Genomic DNA, 18,821 nt, shown 5'->3' with positions numbered 1-18,821 from the left:
AAGGTCTAGTCTTACTATTAAGTCGATTACAGGAGCTGCCGATGCACGGACGAGAGGTGCCGCACCCAGGGCGCCATCACGACCGGGTGGTCGAGGAAGTGGGCCGCGCGATCGTGACCGGCCGCTACCGCGAAGGCGAGTCGGTGCCGCCCGAACGCCTCGCGGAGGAGTTCGGCGTGTCCCGGCCGGTGATCCGGGAGGCGTTCCGCGCGCTCCAGGGCAAGGGACTGCTGGTCGCCCGGCCGAAGGTCGGGACCCGGGTCTCGGACCCCCGGACGTGGAACTACCTCGACCCGCAGATCATCACCTGGCGGCTCGAGAGCGACCGCCGGACCGAACAGGTAGACGAGCTGTACTCGGTCCGCCTCGCGGTCGAGCCGGTCGCCGCGCGGATGGCCGCGCTGCGCTCGAAGCCGGCCGATCTGGCGCAGCTCACCCGAGCGATCGACAGCATGTACGCGGCGCTCGACCAGCGCGACCTGCACACGTTCGTGTCCGCCGACGTGTCGTTCCACGTGGCGTTGCTCGACCTGTCCGGCAGCAAGATGTTCGAATGCCTGAGCAGCGTGATCGCGACCGCGGTCCGCACTCGCGAGACGCTGGTGTTCCCGGTCGTCGAAGCGATGCGCCGCGGCCTGGAACTGCATCGCCAACTGGTCCAGGACATCATGACCGGCGCTCCCGAGTTGGAGACGACCTCACGGCGCCTGATCGTCGACGCGCACGAGGAAGCCAACCGAGCCCTCGGCGTCTGGGGCTCCGACATCCCCAGCCCGCTGTAGCTCTCGCGGTGCGGGTGTCTTAATCAATTGACGGTGCTGGGTGCGGGCTGATGAGCTGGGGGAACGTGCGCCGGAGGAGCCGGCGTGGGCCGGAAGGAGGAGAGCCATGTCTGTTCTGTCCTGCAGCTCTGCTCTGAAAGGTTTGTTTTGGCTTTCGCACGTTCGTTCAGTTGTGAACACTGTGGCGTAGAGGTTTCTCTCGACGCCCCTGGTACCACCCATCGCAATCACTGTCCGAGTTGTCTGTGGTCCCGGCATCTGGACCGCAACGTTCCCGGTGACCGTAAGGCCGACTGCTCCGGCGGTATGGAACCCATCGCCGTGACGGTCCGGGGCGAGGGCCGCTGGGTCCTCATCCACCGTTGCACCAATTGCGGCCGGCTACGTCTGAACAAGACCGCCGCCGACGACAACGCCCTCCTCCTCATGCGGCTGGCGGCGCTACCTCTCACCATGCCGTTCATCCCGTTCGCCCCCGAGCCCCAACCCGAACCAACCCGCAAACCCAGGACCCGCAAGGCGAAGTCGTCAGCGAACGGGGCGCAGGCGTAGCGCGAAACCTGTCGTGGATGGCTGCCGCGGCCCGCTGGAGGACGCTCAGATCGGGGCGGGCTCGGTCGGGGGTGGTTCCGGCTCGGACGGGCCGGGCGGGTCGGGTGGCTGGGGCGGCGGCACCGGCGTCGGGTCGGGTGGTTGGTGCGGGTCCGGCGGGGCCGGCGGGATGTACGCCGGATCCGGCGGGTCGATGATCGTGGCAACCATCAGCGCCCTCCTATCGGATCGGGTACTGCTTGGTACCCACCCGGCCGCATCCCATGCGCACCTCAGGCGTTGAAGAGCTTCCAGTCGCCCTCGGAGATGACTGTGACCTCGCCGTCGACGACCTTGATTGCGGTCTCGTCGTCGATCGCGTACGTCGGAGCGGGGATCGTCGAGGCCCAGCGCTCGATGTTCTCCGGCGTGGTGTCTTCCATGTCGGGATGCCCGAGGTGCGGGTACAGCGTGAAGTCGACCAGGCCGAGCGGCTGAGCGTCGGACGCCATGTCGCTGCCTTCGGGTACGAACTCGAGGTCGAAGTCCCAGTCACAGTTGTACGGCGTCAACGCGATGCTCCCGGCGCTGACTCCGACGTACACCAGGTCCAACGACGGCAGCAGTTCGGCAACGCCCGACCGCCGGAGCCAGTAGCTCAAGTACAGGACGTCGCCGCCCCACACCAGCAACGCATCCGTCTCCTGCAGCGTCGGCACCCAACTCTTCTCCTGGATCGACGGCAACGCCGTCAGCTCGAGCACCCCGATCGACTTCCACCCGAGGTCGGCCAACGGCCGCTTGTTCTTCCCCGCGATCGCCCGCCAGGCCTGCCCACCGCCACCGGGAAACGGGTAGATCCCGGTCGGCACGATCAGCGCACTGGCCTCCGAGACCGGTTTTCCGAGCAGCTCCACGAGCGCCTCGTTGATGCTCGCGTTACTGATCCCCGACGAGGTGAGAAGTAGTTTCGGCACGGCCCTGATGATGCCGCGCGGCCGCACGCTCTGTGAAGACCCGTGCCGTTGATGCGACTCGGTTGCATCTAAGCCGGAGGAGGCGTTTACTGCTGGTTCGTGAGGCGAGTGGATGTGACGCGGCGGGAGTGGACGTCGGTCGGCGCGATGGCGGGGTTCGTCCTGCTGCTGCATCTGGCCGGCTGGGGCGTGCTCGCGCTGATCGTGGCCCCGCGGCATTACCTGCTCGGATCGGCCGGTGTGTTCGGGGTCGGTCTGGGTGTCACCGCGTACACGCTCGGTATGCGGCACGCGTTCGACGCGGATCACATCGCCGCGATCGACAACACCACCCGGAAGCTGATGGCGGACGGGCGGCGGCCGTTGTCGGTCGGGTTCTGGTTCTCGCTCGGCCACTCGACGGTCGTGTTCGTGCTGTGCTTCCTGCTCGGCATCGGCGTCCGTACGCTGGCCGGCCAGGTCGCCGACGGCTCGTCGCGCCTGCAGCAGGTCACCGGCGTGGTCGGTACGGCGGTCTCCGGTGTGTTCCTGTACCTGATCGCCGTGCTCAACCTCGTCGTGCTGGTTGCCGTGGTGAAGGTGTTCCGGCGGATGCGGACCGGCGCGTACGACGAGGCGACCCTCGAGCAGCAGCTGAACAACCGCGGGTTCATGAACCGGATCCTGTCCGGTGTGACGAGGGCGGTCACACGGCCGTGGCAGATGTACCCGATCGGCTTCCTGTTCGGCCTGGGCTTCGACACCGCCACCGAGGTCAGCCTGCTCGTCCTGGCCGGCGGGGCGGCCGCGTTCAGCCTGCCGTGGTACGCCGTCCTCACGCTGCCGATCCTGTTCGCCGCCGGGATGAGCCTGCTCGACACGATCGACGGCTGCCTGATGAACTTCGCCTACGGGTGGGCGTTCGCGAAGCCGGTCCGGAAGGTGTACTACAACATCACGATCACCGGCCTGTCGGTCGCGGTCGCGCTGGTGATCGGCAGCATCGAGCTGATCTCGATCGTCACCGACAAGCTGCACATCGACCACGGTCCGCTGGCCGCGATCGCCGGCGTCGACCTGAACTACGTCGGGTACGCGATCGTCGGGTTGTTCGTGGTCACCTGGCTGGGCGCGCACGCGGTGTGGAAGTTCGGCCGGATCGAGGAGAAGTGGTCCGCCTCCCGGTAGCGAGGCGGACCGGCTCCTCAGGCGGCCAGTAGATCGGCCAGCGTGGTCCGGGCGCGGGCGACCCGGGAGCGGACGGTGCCGATCGGGCAGCCGAGCCGCGCGGCGGTCTGGGCGTACGGGACGCCGGCCAGTTGGGTCAGGACGAAGACCTCGCGGCGGTCACCGGGGAGCTCGTCGAGGAGTTCCGCGAGCGCGATCCGGTCCTCGAAGCCGGGCAGGTCCCGCGGTTGGGACCGTTCGGCCGCGAACACCCAGTCCTGCTGGGAGATCCGTGGCCGGGACGCCTTCCGGCGCAGGTCGTCGGCCACGGTCCGGCGGGCGATCGACAGCAGCCAGGTCCGCGCCGACGATCTCCCTTCGAACCTGGGCAGGCTCTTGAGGGCCCGCAGGAACGTCTCCTGGGTCAGGTCGTCGGCCGCCTGCGGGTCCGCCGACAGGTGGACGACGTAGCGCCGTACGTCGCGGTGCAGAGCGCGGACGAAGTTGTCGAGGGCATCGAGGTCGCCCGAGCGGGCGGCCAGTGCGAGCCGGGTCGACGTTTCATCCGGGTCGTGGTGCAAGGCAGAAGCCATCACATCAAGTCCTTCGGAAGGGGTCCAGCGCGCGACGACGTGTGTGAAGGCGCGGCGCCGGTGAGCGGAGGCCGTGCCGAAGACGGCAGGCCGCAACCCAGGCGCAGCAGGGCGCCTGAGGCAGGTCAGGAGAAGGCGACTCCGCCGGGCGGACCCCGGGACGTGATGGCGTGGACGAGCAGCAGGTCCCGCAGCGGTACGGGCGTGCGGGCCGGCACGACGCGCGGCTGGAGCGGGGTGGCGTGCGGGCAGGTGATCAGGCGCAGCGGTAGAAGTACCCGGACCGCGAGCGAGCGCAGTACGGAAAACGCGGCCCGCTCGCCGTACGCGAGCCACAGCCCGGTCAGCAACGCCGCCAAGAGGTGCGCGCCGAACATCCCGCCGCCGCCCATGTGATCGCCGTGCATCTTGTGCGGGCTCATCGTCTGGGCGAGTGAGAACACAAGATGCAGCGCACCCTGCGCGAACAACGTGCTCAGCACAACGAACGGGACGCCGCGCTCCCGGTCGGCGACGATCCACGCCGTGACGCCGATCCAGCCGAACGCCATCGGCAGCGCCCACCACGGGAGCATCGCGCCGGACATCAGCACGTGACCGAGCGCCGCGAGCAGCACGCAGGTGACCGCGAACATCGCGGCCCGTGCGGCTCGGAACCCCCGGCTCTGGTGCATGGCCGACCAATCGTCGCATCCCGCACCCGGCGCGGACGCACCGGCGCACCTGTGGCCGACACCACAACCCTCGCCGGGAACCAGATCGGCCCGCGAACCGACTCCTGTGCCGGATCGTGCAGCGAAGGAGCGGACGTGAACGCAGTACTGGAAGAAGCACCGCCGGCGGCCGAGCAGCGAAACCGCGGCCGCGGCGCCGGACTGTTCCGCGCGTTCTGGCGGTGGCACTTCTACGCGAGCTTCCTGGTCATCCCGATCCTCTTCGTCCTCGCGACGACCGGCCTGATCTACCTGTTCCGGTTCCAGCTCGAGCCGATGCTGCACGCCGACCTGATGAAGGTGCAGCAGCCCGCCGGACTCGTCGCCCAGCCGTACGAGACGCAGCTGGAGGAGGTACGCCAGGCGTTCCCGGACGCGACGGTCGTTTCGATGACCGAGCCGTCCGCGCCGAACCGTTCGACGGTCTTCTCCGTCGACACCAGGACCGGTAACCGCGATGTCTTCGTGGACCCGTACGAAGGCAAGGTCCTCGGTTCGCTGAACCCGGACCGGACGCTGTCCGGCGTCGCGATCCTCCTGCACGGCGAGCTGATGGCCGGTCGCCTCGGCGACGCCGTGATCGAGATCGCCGCGTGCTGGGCGATCGTGATGGCGTTGACGGGCTATTACCTCTTCGTCCGGGGACGCGTGGCGCGAGCCCGTCGCCGCGCCGCCGGTGCGGCAGGCGCCGTACTGCGTTCCCGCCACGGCCGGACCGGTGCCGTACTCGGCCTCGGCCTGCTGTTTCTGGTCGTGTCGGGCCTGCCGTGGACCGGGTTCTGGGGTGCGAAGACGCAGGAGCTCGCGACCAGCCACGGTACGTCGTTCTGGGGCGAGGACCCCGGTGCTCTGTCGAACCCGACCTCGACGCTGGACGAGTCGCTGCCGCACAGCCATACGGTCCCGTGGGCGCTCGGGAAGACCGAAGTACCGCGGTCCGACCCGGCCAACCGGACCGAGTCCGTCGCGACCGTCGACACCGCGATCGAGGTCGGCCGCCGGAACGGTCTGCGAAGCCCGATGACGGTCGCGTTGCCGTCGGACAGTAAGGGAGTGTTCTCCGCGATCGGGTACGCGTTCAACAACCCTGCCCAGGAGCGCACGCTGCACGTCGACCAGTACGGCGGTCGCGTCGTCTCGACGTACGGCTACCGGGACTACCCGGAGCTGGCGAAGGTCGTGTCGCAGGGGATCGCACTGCACGAAGGACGGCGGCTCGGCCTCTTCAACTTCTGGCTGACGACGGCGTTCTGCCTCGGCGTCGTGTTCATGTGCGTCACCGGCCCGCTGATGTGGTGGCGCCGACGTCCGAAGGGAAAGGCCCTCGGCGCACCGCGAGGCCGGCTCCCGCTCCGTACGACTCCCGGTCTCGCGGTCCTCGTTGTCGCGCTGGCGCTCTTCCTGCCGCTCTTCGGGGCGACCCTGTTGGCGGTGTTGTTGCTCGATCAGCTTGTGCTTCGGCGGATTCCGAGCCTGGCTGCGTGGTTCAACGTGGCGCGCCGACACGCTGCGTGACCGAGCGCGACCGGAGCGGCGTACCTACGATCGGAGGTGCGGAACCGTCGAGCCGAGGAGCCCGTCGTGAGTGTTGACACCGCCCGGACCTCCGTGGCGCGCTTGCTCTCGGAGCTCGCGTTCGATCTCTTCGACGGCTCGGTGCCGATCCAGCCGCTCGGCCTGCGGTACGAGCTCGAGCCGGTGAGCGGGCTGCTGACCGAGGAGTTCCTGCGGACGAAGCTCGACGGTTGTCCGCCGGGACTGATCACCGTGGCGACGCATCGGGTGACCTGGACGGACAGCGCCGGTGTCTCGAACGTCGCCCACGCGGGGGCGCTCGGAGCCGTCGTACCGATCGTCGCTCGCGAGACCACCCTCGCCCTCTGGCGCCAACTGGACGACGGTCGGCTGGTCCACCGCACCGCATCGTTGAGCCCCGCGGACACCGCTCTGCTCGCCGACGTCACCACCGACAAGGAGCCGCTGGCGATTCTCCGTACCGGCGTCGACGCCGCGGCGCGCGTCCTCGTGCAGCACGCCTACCTCGCCGCGTGGACGCCGTACGACGATCCGGCCGCCTTCGCGGCTGTACTCCGGGACAGCGGGCTGTTCGCGACCGTCGCCGGCACGTGGCACTGGGGCCTACAGGCAGCGACCTACCGCCGCGGGCTGATCCCCGCACAACTGATCTGCTTCGGTGGCCGTGTCAACTACTCGGCCGACACCGTCGCCGCGCTCCGAGCGATGAAGGAGCTGCGGATCGCGGACCCGAGCGTGGAGCAGTACCGCGCGCTCGGACAAGGGGAGCGCCCGCGTTGTCTCGCGCACGCGCCGCAGACCGTCGACGGGCGGCGCGTCAACCTCGTCACGCAGGTCGCCGACCTGTTCGTGGACACATTCATCCGGCTGCTGGACGTCGTGGAACTCACGGCGGACGGCGGCCCGAGCAGATCGGAGTCAGCGGTGTCGACGACAACGTTCGAAGTGCCGGACATGACCTGTCAGCACTGCATCGGCACGATCACCAAGGCAGTCGCCGAATTCGGCGTCGCCGCACCGACCTTCGACCTGGAGACGAAACGGGTGGTCGCGGACTTCCCGTCGCCGGCCGTCCGCGACCAAAGCTTCGCCGCGATCCGAACGCACGGCTACACCGTCGTACCACTGGCGGAGTGAGGTGGAGCGTCGCGGAGGAAGCGGGACGACCGATCGGCCTGGTTGACGTACCCGCGGCCCACGTAGAACTGGTGTGCCTCGGTGCGGTAGTTCGAGCTGGTTACCTCGAAGCGTACGCAGCCCTGGCTGACGGCGAACGCTTCCGCGGCTGCCATCAGCCGGGTGGCGACGCCTCGGCGGCGGGCCTGATCGGAGACGACCAGTGCAACGATCCGGCCCGAAGAACCGGTCATCTGGACGAACGGCTCGACGTGGACCGCGACCAGGCCGAGAAGGTTGCCGTCGGCATCATCCACGAGGACAGCACTGGTCGGGTCGTTCGCCCAGGACTTGAGTCGGGCGGCCGTCGCGGCCGGGTCGTCCTGTGGATAGCCGAGTTGGTCCAGCAGTTCGTTGACGGCTTCGGTGTCGGTGGGCTCTGCCGGGCGGATCATGCGATCGGGATGTCGAAGTAGGTGTTCGGGTAGGGCTCGTCGCGGAGCGTGTAGTGCCACCATTCGCAGTCGTAGCGCTCGAATCCGGCTGCCTCCATCACGGACGCGAGGGTCTCGCGGTTCCGTGCCTGCGCCGCGGTGACCTCGGTGGCTCCGTGCCGGGAGACCGAGTCCATCAGGTCGTGGTCGCCGCCCATGTCCGCGAGTTCGCCGGTGTCCAGGTGGTACAGCGTCAGGTCGACCGTACTCCCGCGGGTGTGTCCGGACCGGGTGGCGACGTACCCCTGGGTGAACATGTCGGCGCGTTCGATGTTCGGGTAGTGGCGCGGTTTTGTCCGGCCGTCCTCGGGCAGCTCGGACCAGCGGACGAAGTTGTCGACGGCCCGCTGTGGGCGGTACCCGTCCCACAGCAGCAGGCCGAAACCTCGCGGCTCAGCCTTCTCCTGTGCGCGTTCGAGCGCCGCACACAGGGCGCGGGTGCCGACGATGCGGTTCGCCAGGTACCCGTCGACCGGCTTCCCGATGAAGTTGTCCCAGGTCGCGTACTTCGCGTCCCAGCGGATCCCGGCCGCGAACTCGTCGACGTACACGAGATCCGCTGTCATCGCGGGCTCCCGGAGAGCGTCACCGACACCAGCTCGTCGATCACCTTGCCGAGCGGCAGCCCGGCCGCGGTCATCATCCGTGGGTACCGGCTGTACGACGTGAGGCCCGGGAAGGTGTTGACCTCGTTCAGGACCACCGATCCGTCCTCCTTGAGGAACAGGTCGACGCGTGCCAGCCCGGTACAGCCCAGCGCCCGGTACACGGCCTTCGCCGTCTGCTGGACCAGCGAGCGCGTCTCGGCCGGGATGTCCGCGGGAACGATCGGCGTCGAGTTCTCCGAACCGGACTCCGGCGAGCTCTCCTGGTGGATCTTGAAGAACCCGTGCGAGAGCGCGATGTGGTCGACCTCGCCGACGATCAGCTCCGGGTCGTTCCCGAGGATCGCGCACCCGACCTCACTGGCGACCACTGCCTCCTCGATCAGGATCTTCGTGTCGTACTGCGCCGCGGTCTCGACGGCGTTCGCCAGTTCGTCCGCGTTCGACACCTTGTTGACGCCGAACGACGAACCCGAGCGGGCCGGCTTCACGAAGACCGGGTAGCTGAACTGGCCGGGGTCGATGGTCTCCTTCGCGCCGACGATCCAGAAGTTCGGCGTCGCGATCCCCGCGTTCTGCACGACGAGGTACGTCAGCGTCTTGTCCATGCACAGCACGGAGCTCTGGATGTCGCAGCCGGCGTACGGGATGCCGGAGAGCTCGAGCAGTCCCTGTATCGCGCCGTCCTCGCCGCGTTTGCCGTGCAGGACCGGGATGATCACGTCCAGGTTGATCGTCCGGTACTGCCCTTGCCTGATCCGCGAGCCGAGCCGGTCGGACTCGAGTACGAGCAGGCCGCGCACGCTGCTGTCCGGCGACAGGATCACGGGGGTGCCGTTCTCCCAGCCGGTGTTCGGGCCGTCGAACAGCTTCCAGGCGCCGCTCTGCGCGATGCCGATGTAGTACGGCTCGTACTTCTCGGTGTCGAGGTGCTGCGCGACCTGCCGCGCGGACTTGACGGAAACGCTGTGCTCCTCGGACACGCCGCCGAACAGGATTCCGACCTTCAACTTACTCATGGTGCTTCCTGCTTTCGAAGTTCAGGCAATTGGCAAGGGAGTTCTCGACCATGTCCCGCAGGGCTCGGTCGGTGTAGTACGCGGTGTGCGGGCTGACCAACACGTTCGGCAGCGCCTGCAGCCTGAGCAGCAGCGTGCTTTCGATCGGCTTGTTGCTGTGGTCGGCGTAGAAGACACCTTCTTCGCCTTCGAGTACGTCGAGGGCGGCGCCGCCGAGGTGCCCGGACTCGAGGGCCGCCGCGAGCGCCTCGGTGTCGATCAGCGCGCCGCGGCCGGTGTTCACCACGAAGGCGCCTGGCTTCAGTTGCGCGATGCGGCGGCCGTTCAGCAGGTGATGTGTTTCCGCGGTGAGCGGAGTGTGCAAGGTGATGACGTCGCTGACGTGGAGGAGTTCTTCCAACTGGAAATAGTCCGCGGACGTCTTCGGGCGGTTGTCGAAGGCAACCACCCGGCAGCCGAAGCCGCGCAGCCGGTCGAGCACCGCGGACCCGATGCGCCCCGTCCCGACGACGCCGACGGTGAGGTCCCGAAGGTCACGCCCACGGACCTCGCTCAGCCGGTAGTCGTGGATGTCGGCGCGCCGGATCATCGACTTCGCGTTCCGTACCGCCATCAGGATCAACATCAACGTGTAGTCGGCGACGCTGTCGGGGGAGTACGCAACATTCCCGACCTCTAGTCCGACGCTCGCCGCATAATCCAGGTCGAGGTGGTTGAACCCGATGCTCCTCGTCGACACGTACTCGACGCCTGCTTGGCTCAAGGCTTTCAATGCATCGTTCGGTACGGGGTGTTTGTGGCCGATGCTGACGCAGCGATTTCCGAATGCCAGGTCGGCATTGGCCTCGATGAGTGCTGCCTTGGTGATGCTTGGCAGCACGCCGAGCCGAGGTGCGAGTTCCTGGAAGAGGAGTTCCTCATCGGGTTCGCAGCCGAAGACCGTGATTCCCGTGGTCAGGACGGGTGCGGAGGCCAGCAGTTCGGCTGGTTCGCGGTAGTTCATACCTCCAAGTCAAGAACGAGCGGCGTTGCCCTCGCGTATCCGGTTTTTCATATCCCCACGAAATGTCGGCCGCAGCCACCACCGGTACGACGCCAAGGCGGCCAGGCCGGCGCCGGCGGTGTTCAGCAGTACGTCGTCCACCGACGAAACGCGGTTGAGTTCGAGCACGTACTGCAATACTTCGACCGTGGCGGAGCAGGCCGCGGCGAGCAGGAGGATCCGCCGCAGTGAGGCGAGCGTGGCGAAGCGGATCGGCGCGAAGAAGCCGAGTGCGGCGAACATCGCCAGATTGCCGACGATCTGCGGGAGCGACATCGTCACCAGGTCGCGGAACGGGACCAGGCTCACCCGCCGGGGTACCGCGCCGCTGTTCGGCAGCATCGTCATCCACAGCAGCGGCACGGTCCACCAGATGATCGCGACTTCGGCCAGGGGGCGACGGGTACCCCGGCGGCGGGCCTGGATCCACACCGCCAACGCGGCGACCGGGAACGCGAGGATTGTCAACAATGCGAGCCCGGTGAACGTGGTGAACCAGAACTGCGGGCCGGTCAGGGTCACGCCGTACCACGGCAGGTCGATGGCATCCGGCCAGTGAACCCGGCCGGAGGTTGCCAGGGCGTATCGAATTTTCGATATGCGGGCGATATGTCAGGACGAACGCCGCCGCCGTTCGCGTTGTGTCATGTAGACGTCGAACGCCCGGTACACCAGCGGACGCAGCGGCAGGTCCCACTCGCCGACGTACCGCACCGCCTCCCCGCCGGTGCCGACCTTGAACTGGATCAGTCCGACATGCGAGTCGCCGGCGTCGAGGGTCGGCGTAATTCCACGCAGGCTGTAGACGTCGCAGCGGGCCGCAATCGCGTCCCGGATCATCGCCCACTGGCACGCGTTCGACCCGCGGACTTCCCGCTTCTCGGTGGCGGAGGCGCCGTACGCGTACCAGGCTTGCGTACCGACGCGCACCATGATCGCGCCCGCGACCAGCTCGCCCTGGTGATAGGCGAGGTACAGGCGGATCCGGTCCTCGGTACTGAGGGCCGCGAACATCGTCTCGAAGTAGCGCAGCGGCCGCGGCGTGAAGTGATCCCGCTCGGCGGTGTGGACGTACAGGTCATGGAACGCCTTCAGGTCGTCGCCGACCACGACCTCGACGCCTTCCTTCGCGGCCTTCTTGATGTTGCGCCGCCACTGCTGGTTCATGCCGCGCAGGACGTCGTCCTCGGAGCCGTTCAGCGGGAGCTCGAAGTTGTACTGCGGGTGACCGGTGCCGAAGCCGTCCTCGGGGTTCTGCGGCAACCAGCCGGCGTTGCGGAGCTGCTCGGTGACGCGGGTGCCGACTGTGTTCTTGATCCCAGGCAGCTCGGACAGCCGGTTGATTCCCGGGTTCGCGATGCCTTCCTTGACCTGTGCGGCGGTCCAGGTATCCGTACGAACCGGCGGCCCGAGCCGGATCGCGAACGCCCCGTGTGCCTTCAGGTACTCCGCGAGCGGCCGGAGCCACTCGTCCAACGCGCCGGTCCAGTCGATGACGGGCCCTTCGGGAAGGTACGCGAGCGTGTAGCGCTCCAGCCGCGGTACGGGCCGGTGCAGGACGAGCCCGGCGCCGACGAGCCGCAGCCCGTCGTACCAGCCGAGCGACTCGCTGCGCCACTCGGTCTTGACCTGCGCCCACGCCGGCGTCTGCAGGAAGCTGACCGACCGCTGCGCCCGTACGAACTCCAGGTGTAGGGCGGCGGTGATCGGGCGGACGGTCAGGGTCACCGCTGCATCCTCGGGTCGTGCGTCGGGTCGGCGTACCGCGGCGGGCAGCCGTGCCGGGCGGCCTCCGGGCGCAGCTCGTAGTGCCACGGCTCGTTGTCGTAGATCTGGCACAGCCCGTACACGGCGCCGTGCTCGGAGAGCCAGGCGGTCGCGTCGGAGCGGCCGATGTCGATCGCCTGGCCCTGAACGTGCGGCGAGTTCTGCGGCGTGGCGACCCACCGGGCGGCCTCCTCCGTGGAGCCGTACTTCTTGACCGCCTGACTGAGCAGCTCAGCCTGGTACGCGGGGGAGCGCCAGCCACTGTTGACGTAGAAGACAACCCCGTCCTGGGCCGCGGCCGTCGCCGCCCGGCGGAGCGCTCCGAGGAGGTCGGGGTTGAGGTTGACGACACCCGGGACCTTGTCGTCGAACACCGTGACACCGTCGGGTACGGCGCCGTCGGCCTCGCCGAGCCCGCCGCGGTTCGCGGTCGGGATGGACGTCGCCATGGTCTGGTGGATGAACACGCCGATGATCGCCACGTTGGCGAGCAGGAAGGCCGCGCGGATGGTGGATCTGGCCCGGGAGCTGGTCCGGCGCGTTGGTTGGCTGACGGTCATACCAACCAGTGAATTCTTTTGCGTGTTGCCGGCCGGTATCGGGTTTTGGATACGCGGACGATATGAGTCGGCACGTAGCATCATTGATATGCGGGTGTTGATCGTCGAGGACGAGCCGGAAATGGCGGGCGCCATTCGCGACGGCCTGCGGCTGGAGGCGATCGCGGCCGACATCGCCGGCGACGGCCACGCGGCGCTCGAGCTGCTCGACCTGAACACGTACGACATCGCCGTTCTGGACCGGGACATTCCTGGCCCGTCCGGCGACGAGATCGCCGCCCGGATCGTTGCCTCCGGCAGCGGTATGCCGATCCTGATGCTGACCGCGGCCTCCCGGCTGGACGACAAGGCGTCCGGGTTCGAGCTCGGCGCCGACGATTATCTGACGAAGCCGTTCGAGTTCCAGGAGCTCGTACTGCGGTTGCGCGCGCTGGACCGCCGGCGCGCGTACAACCGGCCGCCGGTCCGCGAGATCGCCGGCCTCCGGCTGGACCCGTTCCGCCGCGAGGTGTACCGGGACGGGAAGTACGTCGCGCTGACGCGGAAACAGTTCGCCGTACTGGAGGTACTGGTGGCGGCGGAGGGCGGGATCGTCAGCGCGGAGGACCTGCTCGCGCGGGCCTGGGACGAGAACGCCGACCCGTTCACGAACGCCGTACGGATCACGGTGTCGGCGCTGCGGAAGCGCCTCGGGGAGCCGTGGATCATCGCCACCGTGGCCGGTGCCGGGTACCGGATCGACGCCGATGGATAGGGAGCCCGGGTTCAGTGTCCGGTTGAAGCTCGCGATCAGCTACGCGGGCTTCCTGATGGTCGCCGGTGTCCTACTGCTGGTGGCGGCCTGGATCGGGTTGATGCAGTTCCGTGCCGGCGGAGTGGTCATCATGACCACTACCTACACGTTCCCGCACCTGCTGTGGCGGTCGTTCGCCCCGGTCGCGGCTGCGGTGATGGCGTTCCTGCTGGTCTTCGGCCTGGTCGGCGGGTGGATCCTCGCCGGGCGGATGCTCGACCCGCTGCGCCGGATCACCGAGGCGACCCGGACCGCGGCGAGCGGGTCGTTGTCGCACCGGATCCGGATGCCCGGGCCGAGCGACGAGTTCCGCGAGCTCGCCGACGCGTTCGACGCGATGCTCGCACAACTCGAGGCGCACGTAGCCGAGCAACAACGGTTCGCCGCGAACGCGTCCCACGAGCTGCGTACGCCGCTGGCGATCACGCAGACGCTCCTCGACGTCGCCCGCAACGACATGACGCACGACAACGACGTACTGGTCGACCGGCTGCGCGCCGTCAACACGCGGGCCATCGACCTGACCGAGGCGCTCCTTGTCCTGAGTCGCGCGAACCAGCGGGCGTTCAGCCGCGAACCGGTCGACCTGTCGCTGATCGCCGAAGAGGCGACCGAGACGCTGCTACCGCTCGCCGAGAAGAACGGCATCACGATCGAGACCACCGGCGAACAGGCCCCGACCGTCGGCTCGCCCGCACTGCTGCTGCAGCTGACGACAAACCTCGTCCACAACGCGATCGTCCACAACCTGCCGGATTCCGGGCAGGTGTGGGTGACGACGCGCGTGGATACACCGACGGTCGTACTCACGGTCGAGAACACCGGCGAGCAACTCGCGCCACACGTGATCTCCACCCTGGTGGAGCCGTTCCAGCGGGGGAGCGAACGAGTCCGCACCGACAACCACTCCGGCGTCGGCCTAGGCCTAGCCATCGTCAAAAGCATCACCCGAGCCCACGACGGCACCCTAACCGTAACCCCCCGCCCCGAAGGCGGCCTACGAGTAACCGTCGAACTACCTACCTAGACCACGCCCAAAGGACACGGCTTCGCGGCGGCTGTTCTGTTACCGCCTTCGGCGGGCGCGCGGACGGTGGTGCCGGGTAGGGGGTACTGGCGCCGTGTTGGGGTGTGCGTGGTGCGGGTGTCGGTGCTGGCGCTGGGCGCGGTGTTACGTGGCGCGGGGTTGGGTTCGGGCATGCGGGCGCACAGGAGATCTGCGTCGCGGTGGTTGACCTGCTGCTTTCAGGGGAGTGCGCGGCCGGTCCTGGGACGTCTCGGTCAGCGCGGGGTCAGTAGGCAGAATTCGTTGCCTTCTGGGTCGGAGAGGACGGTCCAGGGGACGTTGCCTTGGCCTATGTCGAGGTCGGTTGCGCCGAGGGCTCGTAGGCGGTCTGCCTCTGCGGCGTGGTCGTCGTCTGGGTAGGGGCGTAGGTCTAGGTGGATACGGTTCAGGCCGGACTTGGCATCCGGCGTGCGGATGAACTCCAGGTACGGGCCGCCGGCGGTGGATCGTAGGGCTGCTTGGTCGTCAGTGACGCTCTGTACTGTCCAGTCCATCGCCTCGCTCCAGAAGCGGGCCATCTCCGCGGGATCCGTACAGTCGACGACGACCGCGGCGACGGGGCCTGTGTCGCTGTAGATGGCGCGAGGCTCTAGTACGCAGAACTCGTTGCCCTCAGGATCGGCCAGTACCGTCCACGGGACGTCGCCCTGGCCTATGTCGATCGGCGTCGCGCCCAGGGTCGTCAACCTGGCGATCAGTTCGGACTGGTGCTGTACCGAGGTGGTCGCGAGGTCGAGGTGGACGCGGTTCTTGACGGTCTTCGGCTCCGGGACGGTGAGTACGTCGATGTACACGGCGCGCGGATCCGGGTACGTCATGCCCGGCGGCTCCACGTTGGTCTCGACGGCGTCGTCGTTCGTGACCTCCCACCCGAGCGCATCCGCCCAGAACCGCCCGATCGCCGACTTGTCGTACGCCTTGATCGAAACCTGCACCAACCGAGTCGCCATACCGCCACCCTAGGCCCCGCCCCGCCGACTCGTTGCAACCGGCGGAGCCCCGCCTCGTCGAGTCGTGGCGACTGGCTCAACCTCGCTCCGTCGAGTCGTGAATCGGGGCTGCGAATCCGCGCCGATATCCACGACTCGACGCCTCGGGCGCCAGCTCAAGGCTCCGCCAGGCAATCCAACGCCCGCTGGGGGCGCTCGGCACCTCGCCGCTGTCGGCTGGGGTAGTTGGTGAGCGCGGACGGGACCACTGCATCGCTGTTGTGCCGTTGCTGCATTCGCCCTTCCACTGCACGACGGGTCCTCGTACGATCGGGCCGGGGGTGGGGAATATGGCTAGACCCAAGGGGCAAGCCAACCCGAGGCCTGCGGATCCGAACTTCGCGCCGTACCCAGGATGTGCGGAGCTGCTGCGCAGGAAGCCTGGCAGTTGCGATCCGGATCAGCCTGTCAAGCTCGATATCGTTGGGGCGGCCGACATCAACGCGCAAATCGAGCGGGTCCAGGCCGCGTTGGACAAGGTGCCCCTGCTCGACGGCGGCCTTCTGTGGGAGGCGGACCGCAAGGTGATGGTGGTCCAGCTCGTGGGTCCCGTCGACGGGTCATCTCCAGCGGTCGAGCAGGCCAAGGCCTTGGCCCGTGCGGCAGGCGATGGCCTCACACTCGAGTTCCGGTCGGTCAAGTATTCGCGAGCCGAGCTCGTACAACTGTGTGATCGGCTGTTCCCGACCCAGAAGCAATGGGCGGCTGGTCTGATTGAGGCCGACGGCTTGTGGGATCCGGACAGGAACCGCGTGGTGTTCCTCGTGCGCAACGACAGAGGTGACACCCAGGCGTGGGCGGACCGCATCAAAGCCCTGAACGATGACCGGGTGGTTTTCGAACCGTACACGCCAGCACCCGACAGGACTAGGTGATGTGGATCTTCGTGCCGCTTGGTTCGCCGGGGTGGGTCAGCCAGAGGATGTGCAGGTCGGGGTCGTAGCGGGAGTCGACGTTGACGGTCTTGGGGGCGGTGGGTAGGCGGAGGGCGGTTGTGACCTGGACGCCGCGTGGGGCCTCGCAGGTGAAGGTGATGGTGTTGGCGGCGTTCCAGTTGGTGATGCGGCCGGCGGAGGCGAGGAGCGGTTCGTTGTCGTACGTGAGGTCGCGGAGCCAGGTCACGGCGCCTGCTTCGAGTTCGCGGCGCCGGACGATGCCGAGCGCAGGGTCGAGGAGGTCGAGATAGGTGCCTTCGACAACGTGTGTGCCGGCGAGCACCGCGCCGATCAGGTACGGGCCGCGTTGGACGGACAGCCAGTTGGTGGGCTGCCAGGTCGGACCGGCGAGCTCGCGAAGAGCGGCGATGAGCGGCCCGTGGTCCGCGGTGAAGTCGGCCGGCCGCTGGGCGAGGAAGCGGACGCGGCCCTGACCGATCTGCTGGATGTCGTCAACGGCCCGATCGGCGCCGAGGGCCTCGGCCAGGTGGTCGGCGCAGGTCGCGTACCGGCCGGTCCACCAGGAGCGGATCTCGTGGTACGGGTCGGCGTCGTTCCCGACGTACAGCAGACTGCCGCCGCGGTTCACCCAACCGGCCAGCGCGTAGTGGATGCTCGGCGCGAGCGGCTTCTGGAACTCGTAGCTCAGGACGACTACGTCGAGGTCGTCGAGCGCGTCGGGGGAGTCGATGACGCTTTCGAGTTGGACCGGCGTGACGCATTGCCCTTCGTGCAGCGGTGGCAGCGCGAGGCCGTAGAAGTCGGAGAAATGTAGTTGCTCACGGCCCTCGAGTGCGAGCGCGTCCTGCAGCCCGTCGTGGTGACCGCTCTCCCCACCAGGCGACCAGCGCTGGAACATCGCCGTGTCCGACAGCGCGATCCCGATCCGCGGCCCGTCGTGCGCCCACCGTACGTCGGGCTGGTCGAGGTCGCGGAGGCTGTTCATCGCGATCAGGTAGCTGGTCGCGGTGTCCGGCGGGATGAGTTCGCGTTCGGCGGATCCCTCCCGCAGGTACGGCCGGTTGAAGATCCGGTGCGGCCACGGTGCGACCTCGTACCGCGAGACACCCGGGTGCAGGAGCGACGCCACGAGCGTGCGCTGGTAGTTCGCGAGGTAGTCCTCCCAGGTGCGGTCCGGGTGGTCCTCGATCGGGTCGTGCAGGAACCACATCCGCCGGTCCGTACCGCGGGTCAGGTCCTGCGCGATGCCGTACTCGAGGTACGCCGTCTCGACCGTCCGCTCTGCGACGACACCGTTGTAGACGTTCGGGGTCCGGGACGTACCGGTCCACACCTGGGCGATCGCGCCGTCGATCGAGGGCAGGGTGCGCAGCCGCGATTCGGGGCTGATGATCTGCCACTGCGTGTAGTTGAGGAGGCTGTGCGTCGGTACGTAGAACCGGACCTCCCGGCCGTTCGCCAGCGCCTCGTCCCGCAGTACGGAGGTGACGCGGTCGAGGCTGCGCGACAGCAGGTGCTGCTTGAGCTGACCGGAGCGGAAGTGCGCCTCGGGCGTACTGTGCGGCGGCTGCCACGGTTCCTTGAAGTACGCCTGCCACTCGCGCTTGAACGACTCCGAGTAGCCGGCCCGCGCCCAGAACTCGGGCTCCTCCAGGTGGATCCCTTCGACCCCGAGCTCGATGATCGGCCGCAACTTCTGCACCAGGTACTCGGTGAAGCCGAACGTCGGCACCATGTACGGGATGTCGGTGCTCTCACCGTGCAGGATGGGCTTGCCGTCCGCGGTCGTCTGCGCGTCGTCCCAGTGCCCCGAGCCGTCCCACCGCCCGTCGAGGTAGTCCTGGTACGTGCCCCACGAGATCCCGGTCATCAGGTGCACCCGATAACCGGCCTCCCGCCACCGAGCGATCCGCTCCGCCGTCGTCTCGTTCAGCCCGTACACCATGACGAAATCCGTCCGCAGATCGATGGATTCGTCGTACGCCGCCTGCTCCTGAAACCCGGTCGCCTCGCGGTCCTTGGACGTCATACCCACCAACCCTGACCCCATTACAACGTTGACACCACCCCACGGCCAGAAAGTGGACAATGCAGGTTCGTCGCCTGAGGTAGGTGTCAAGGGGGCGTCAAGATCCTGGGGGCGAGCGTCAAGAGGGCGTCAAGATGCTCCGCTGGGCGGGTGCCGTGGCGGTTGGG

Annotated in this window: 21 protein-coding genes; 8 read left to right on the top strand and 13 right to left on the bottom strand. The window is 68.0% G+C overall.

What is annotated here, in order from left to right; translation table 11 throughout:
* Nucleotides 1-41: 41 nt before the first annotated feature.
* Nucleotides 42-782 carry a FadR/GntR family transcriptional regulator gene (locus tag ACFYRU_RS21970; protein WP_387661813.1) on the top strand — a complete coding sequence of 247 codons (741 nt, stop codon included), beginning with the start codon at nt 42-44 and terminating at the stop codon, nt 780-782.
* An 84-nt stretch (nt 783-866) separates the two neighbouring features.
* Nucleotides 867-1,334, top strand: coding sequence for an RNHCP domain-containing protein (locus tag ACFYRU_RS21965; protein WP_387661811.1), 468 nt, complete (start codon nt 867-869; stop codon nt 1,332-1,334).
* 45 nt (nt 1,335-1,379) lie between these two features.
* Here the strand turns inward: ACFYRU_RS21965 and ACFYRU_RS21960 are convergent, their stop codons facing one another.
* The gene (locus tag ACFYRU_RS21960; protein WP_387661810.1) at nt 1,380-1,544 is read right to left on the bottom strand and encodes a hypothetical protein; all 165 of its coding nucleotides are present in this window, start codon (nt 1,542-1,544) and stop codon (nt 1,380-1,382) included.
* Between the two features lie 62 nt (nt 1,545-1,606).
* Nucleotides 1,607-2,290 (bottom strand): Type 1 glutamine amidotransferase-like domain-containing protein, encoded by a 684-nt coding sequence (locus ACFYRU_RS21955; RefSeq protein WP_387661808.1) that lies wholly within the window; start codon nt 2,288-2,290, stop codon nt 1,607-1,609.
* A 99-nt stretch (nt 2,291-2,389) separates the two neighbouring features.
* Between ACFYRU_RS21955 and ACFYRU_RS21950 the strand changes: the two genes are divergently transcribed.
* Entirely contained in the window at nt 2,390-3,457 is a 1,068-nt protein-coding gene (locus ACFYRU_RS21950) for a HoxN/HupN/NixA family nickel/cobalt transporter (RefSeq protein ID WP_387661806.1), read from the top strand.
* A 17-nt stretch (nt 3,458-3,474) separates the two neighbouring features.
* Here ACFYRU_RS21950 and ACFYRU_RS21945 read toward each other — a convergent pair whose 3' ends face one another.
* Together ACFYRU_RS21945 and ACFYRU_RS21940 are read right to left on the bottom strand one after the other, a co-directional pair.
* Nucleotides 3,475-4,029 (bottom strand): sigma-70 family RNA polymerase sigma factor, encoded by a 555-nt coding sequence (locus ACFYRU_RS21945; RefSeq protein ID WP_387661804.1) that lies wholly within the window; start codon nt 4,027-4,029, stop codon nt 3,475-3,477.
* Nucleotides 4,030-4,154: 125 nt separating this feature from the next.
* Nucleotides 4,155-4,703 carry a hypothetical protein gene (locus tag ACFYRU_RS21940; protein WP_387661803.1) on the bottom strand — a complete coding sequence of 183 codons (549 nt, stop codon included), beginning with the start codon at nt 4,701-4,703 and terminating at the stop codon, nt 4,155-4,157.
* A gap of 135 nt (nt 4,704-4,838) precedes the next feature.
* Here ACFYRU_RS21940 and ACFYRU_RS21935 point away from each other — a divergent pair, with 135 nt between their 5' ends.
* On the top strand, nt 4,839-6,257 hold the full coding sequence (locus ACFYRU_RS21935) for a PepSY-associated TM helix domain-containing protein (RefSeq protein ID WP_387661801.1): 1,419 nt from the start codon (nt 4,839-4,841) through the stop codon (nt 6,255-6,257).
* 66 nt (nt 6,258-6,323) lie between these two features.
* Entirely contained in the window at nt 6,324-7,415 is a 1,092-nt protein-coding gene (locus tag ACFYRU_RS21930; protein WP_387661799.1) for a heavy-metal-associated domain-containing protein, read from the top strand.
* Here the strand turns inward: ACFYRU_RS21930 and ACFYRU_RS21925 are convergent.
* The 7 genes from ACFYRU_RS21925 to ACFYRU_RS21895 form a co-directional block, all read right to left on the bottom strand.
* On the bottom strand, nt 7,388-7,849 hold the full coding sequence (locus tag ACFYRU_RS21925) for a GNAT family N-acetyltransferase (protein ID WP_387661797.1): 462 nt from the start codon (nt 7,847-7,849) through the stop codon (nt 7,388-7,390). The two genes, ACFYRU_RS21930 and ACFYRU_RS21925, sit on opposite strands and share 28 nt — an antisense overlap.
* The gene (vanX, locus tag ACFYRU_RS21920) at nt 7,846-8,454 is read right to left on the bottom strand and encodes a D-Ala-D-Ala dipeptidase VanX (RefSeq protein ID WP_387661795.1); all 609 of its coding nucleotides are present in this window, start codon (nt 8,452-8,454) and stop codon (nt 7,846-7,848) included. Before vanX ends, ACFYRU_RS21925 begins: the two co-directional genes overlap by 4 nt.
* Nucleotides 8,451-9,512 (bottom strand): D-alanine--(R)-lactate ligase, encoded by a 1,062-nt coding sequence (gene vanA / locus ACFYRU_RS21915; protein ID WP_387661794.1) that lies wholly within the window; start codon nt 9,510-9,512, stop codon nt 8,451-8,453. Before vanA ends, vanX begins: the two co-directional genes overlap by 4 nt.
* Nucleotides 9,505-10,515 carry a D-isomer specific 2-hydroxyacid dehydrogenase family protein gene (locus ACFYRU_RS21910; RefSeq protein WP_387661792.1) on the bottom strand — a complete coding sequence of 337 codons (1,011 nt, stop codon included), beginning with the start codon at nt 10,513-10,515 and terminating at the stop codon, nt 9,505-9,507. The genes vanA and ACFYRU_RS21910 overlap by 8 nt, the downstream gene beginning before the upstream one ends.
* A gap of 9 nt (nt 10,516-10,524) precedes the next feature.
* Nucleotides 10,525-11,076 carry a VanZ family protein gene (locus ACFYRU_RS21905; RefSeq protein WP_387661790.1) on the bottom strand — a complete coding sequence of 184 codons (552 nt, stop codon included), beginning with the start codon at nt 11,074-11,076 and terminating at the stop codon, nt 10,525-10,527.
* 90 nt (nt 11,077-11,166) lie between these two features.
* The gene (locus tag ACFYRU_RS21900; RefSeq protein WP_387661788.1) at nt 11,167-12,282 is read right to left on the bottom strand and encodes a lipid II:glycine glycyltransferase FemX; all 1,116 of its coding nucleotides are present in this window, start codon (nt 12,280-12,282) and stop codon (nt 11,167-11,169) included.
* A complete protein-coding gene (locus ACFYRU_RS21895; RefSeq protein ID WP_387661787.1) occupies nt 12,279-12,881 on the bottom strand; it encodes a M15 family metallopeptidase in 603 nt (200 codons plus the stop codon). Before ACFYRU_RS21895 ends, ACFYRU_RS21900 begins: the two co-directional genes overlap by 4 nt.
* Before the next feature lie 88 nt (nt 12,882-12,969).
* On the opposite strand from ACFYRU_RS21895, the gene ACFYRU_RS21890 reads away from it, so the two are divergent.
* Entirely contained in the window at nt 12,970-13,635 is a 666-nt protein-coding gene (locus ACFYRU_RS21890) for a response regulator transcription factor (protein ID WP_387661785.1), read from the top strand.
* Entirely contained in the window at nt 13,628-14,701 is a 1,074-nt protein-coding gene (locus tag ACFYRU_RS21885; protein WP_387661784.1) for a sensor histidine kinase, read from the top strand. The genes ACFYRU_RS21890 and ACFYRU_RS21885 overlap by 8 nt, the downstream gene beginning before the upstream one ends.
* Nucleotides 14,702-14,955: 254 nt before the next feature.
* Here the strand turns inward: ACFYRU_RS21885 and ACFYRU_RS21880 are convergent, their stop codons facing one another.
* Nucleotides 14,956-15,690: a VOC family protein gene (locus ACFYRU_RS21880; protein ID WP_387661782.1), complete on the bottom strand. Its 735-nt coding sequence runs from the start codon at nt 15,688-15,690 to the stop codon at nt 14,956-14,958.
* A gap of 329 nt (nt 15,691-16,019) precedes the next feature.
* Between ACFYRU_RS21880 and ACFYRU_RS21875 the strand changes: the two genes are divergently transcribed.
* A complete protein-coding gene (locus ACFYRU_RS21875) occupies nt 16,020-16,604 on the top strand; it encodes a hypothetical protein (RefSeq protein WP_387661781.1) in 585 nt (194 codons plus the stop codon).
* Here ACFYRU_RS21875 and ACFYRU_RS21870 read toward each other — a convergent pair.
* On the bottom strand, nt 16,597-18,654 hold the full coding sequence (locus tag ACFYRU_RS21870) for a hypothetical protein (protein WP_387661779.1): 2,058 nt from the start codon (nt 18,652-18,654) through the stop codon (nt 16,597-16,599). The genes ACFYRU_RS21875 and ACFYRU_RS21870 overlap by 8 nt on opposite strands.
* Nucleotides 18,655-18,821: the final 167 nt, after the last annotated feature.

Origin of the sequence: Kribbella sp. NPDC004536, from assembly GCF_042873835.1 — a bacterium.
GTDB lineage: Bacteria > Actinomycetota > Actinomycetes > Propionibacteriales > Kribbellaceae > Kribbella.
Note: the sequence above shows the minus strand (reverse complement) of the source record. Positions and strands in the feature narration are given on the sequence as shown.

What these genes read in the sequence shown, in the direction of transcription:
- ACFYRU_RS21970 (WP_387661813.1), top strand. Translation starts at nt 42, where the DNA reads ATGCACGGACGAGAGGTGCCGCACCCAGGGCGCCATCACGACCGGGTG.
- ACFYRU_RS21960 (WP_387661810.1), bottom strand. Translation starts at nt 1,544, where the DNA reads ATGGTTGCCACGATCATCGACCCGCCGGATCCGGCGTACATCCCGCCG.
- ACFYRU_RS21945 (WP_387661804.1), bottom strand. Translation starts at nt 4,029, where the DNA reads ATGGCTTCTGCCTTGCACCACGACCCGGATGAAACGTCGACCCGGCTC.
- ACFYRU_RS21940 (WP_387661803.1), bottom strand. Translation starts at nt 4,703, where the DNA reads ATGCACCAGAGCCGGGGGTTCCGAGCCGCACGGGCCGCGATGTTCGCG.
- ACFYRU_RS21925 (WP_387661797.1), bottom strand. Translation starts at nt 7,849, where the DNA reads ATGATCCGCCCGGCAGAGCCCACCGACACCGAAGCCGTCAACGAACTG.
- vanX (WP_387661795.1), bottom strand. Translation starts at nt 8,454, where the DNA reads ATGACAGCGGATCTCGTGTACGTCGACGAGTTCGCGGCCGGGATCCGC.
- vanA (WP_387661794.1), bottom strand. Translation starts at nt 9,512, where the DNA reads ATGAGTAAGTTGAAGGTCGGAATCCTGTTCGGCGGCGTGTCCGAGGAG.
- ACFYRU_RS21910 (WP_387661792.1), bottom strand. Translation starts at nt 10,515, where the DNA reads ATGAACTACCGCGAACCAGCCGAACTGCTGGCCTCCGCACCCGTCCTG.
- ACFYRU_RS21895 (WP_387661787.1), bottom strand. Translation starts at nt 12,881, where the DNA reads ATGACCGTCAGCCAACCAACGCGCCGGACCAGCTCCCGGGCCAGATCC.
- ACFYRU_RS21890 (WP_387661785.1), top strand. Translation starts at nt 12,970, where the DNA reads ATGCGGGTGTTGATCGTCGAGGACGAGCCGGAAATGGCGGGCGCCATT.
- ACFYRU_RS21885 (WP_387661784.1), top strand. Translation starts at nt 13,628, where the DNA reads ATGGATAGGGAGCCCGGGTTCAGTGTCCGGTTGAAGCTCGCGATCAGC.
- ACFYRU_RS21880 (WP_387661782.1), bottom strand. Translation starts at nt 15,690, where the DNA reads ATGGCGACTCGGTTGGTGCAGGTTTCGATCAAGGCGTACGACAAGTCG.
- ACFYRU_RS21875 (WP_387661781.1), top strand. Translation starts at nt 16,020, where the DNA reads ATGGCTAGACCCAAGGGGCAAGCCAACCCGAGGCCTGCGGATCCGAAC.
- ACFYRU_RS21870 (WP_387661779.1), bottom strand. Translation starts at nt 18,654, where the DNA reads ATGACGTCCAAGGACCGCGAGGCGACCGGGTTTCAGGAGCAGGCGGCG.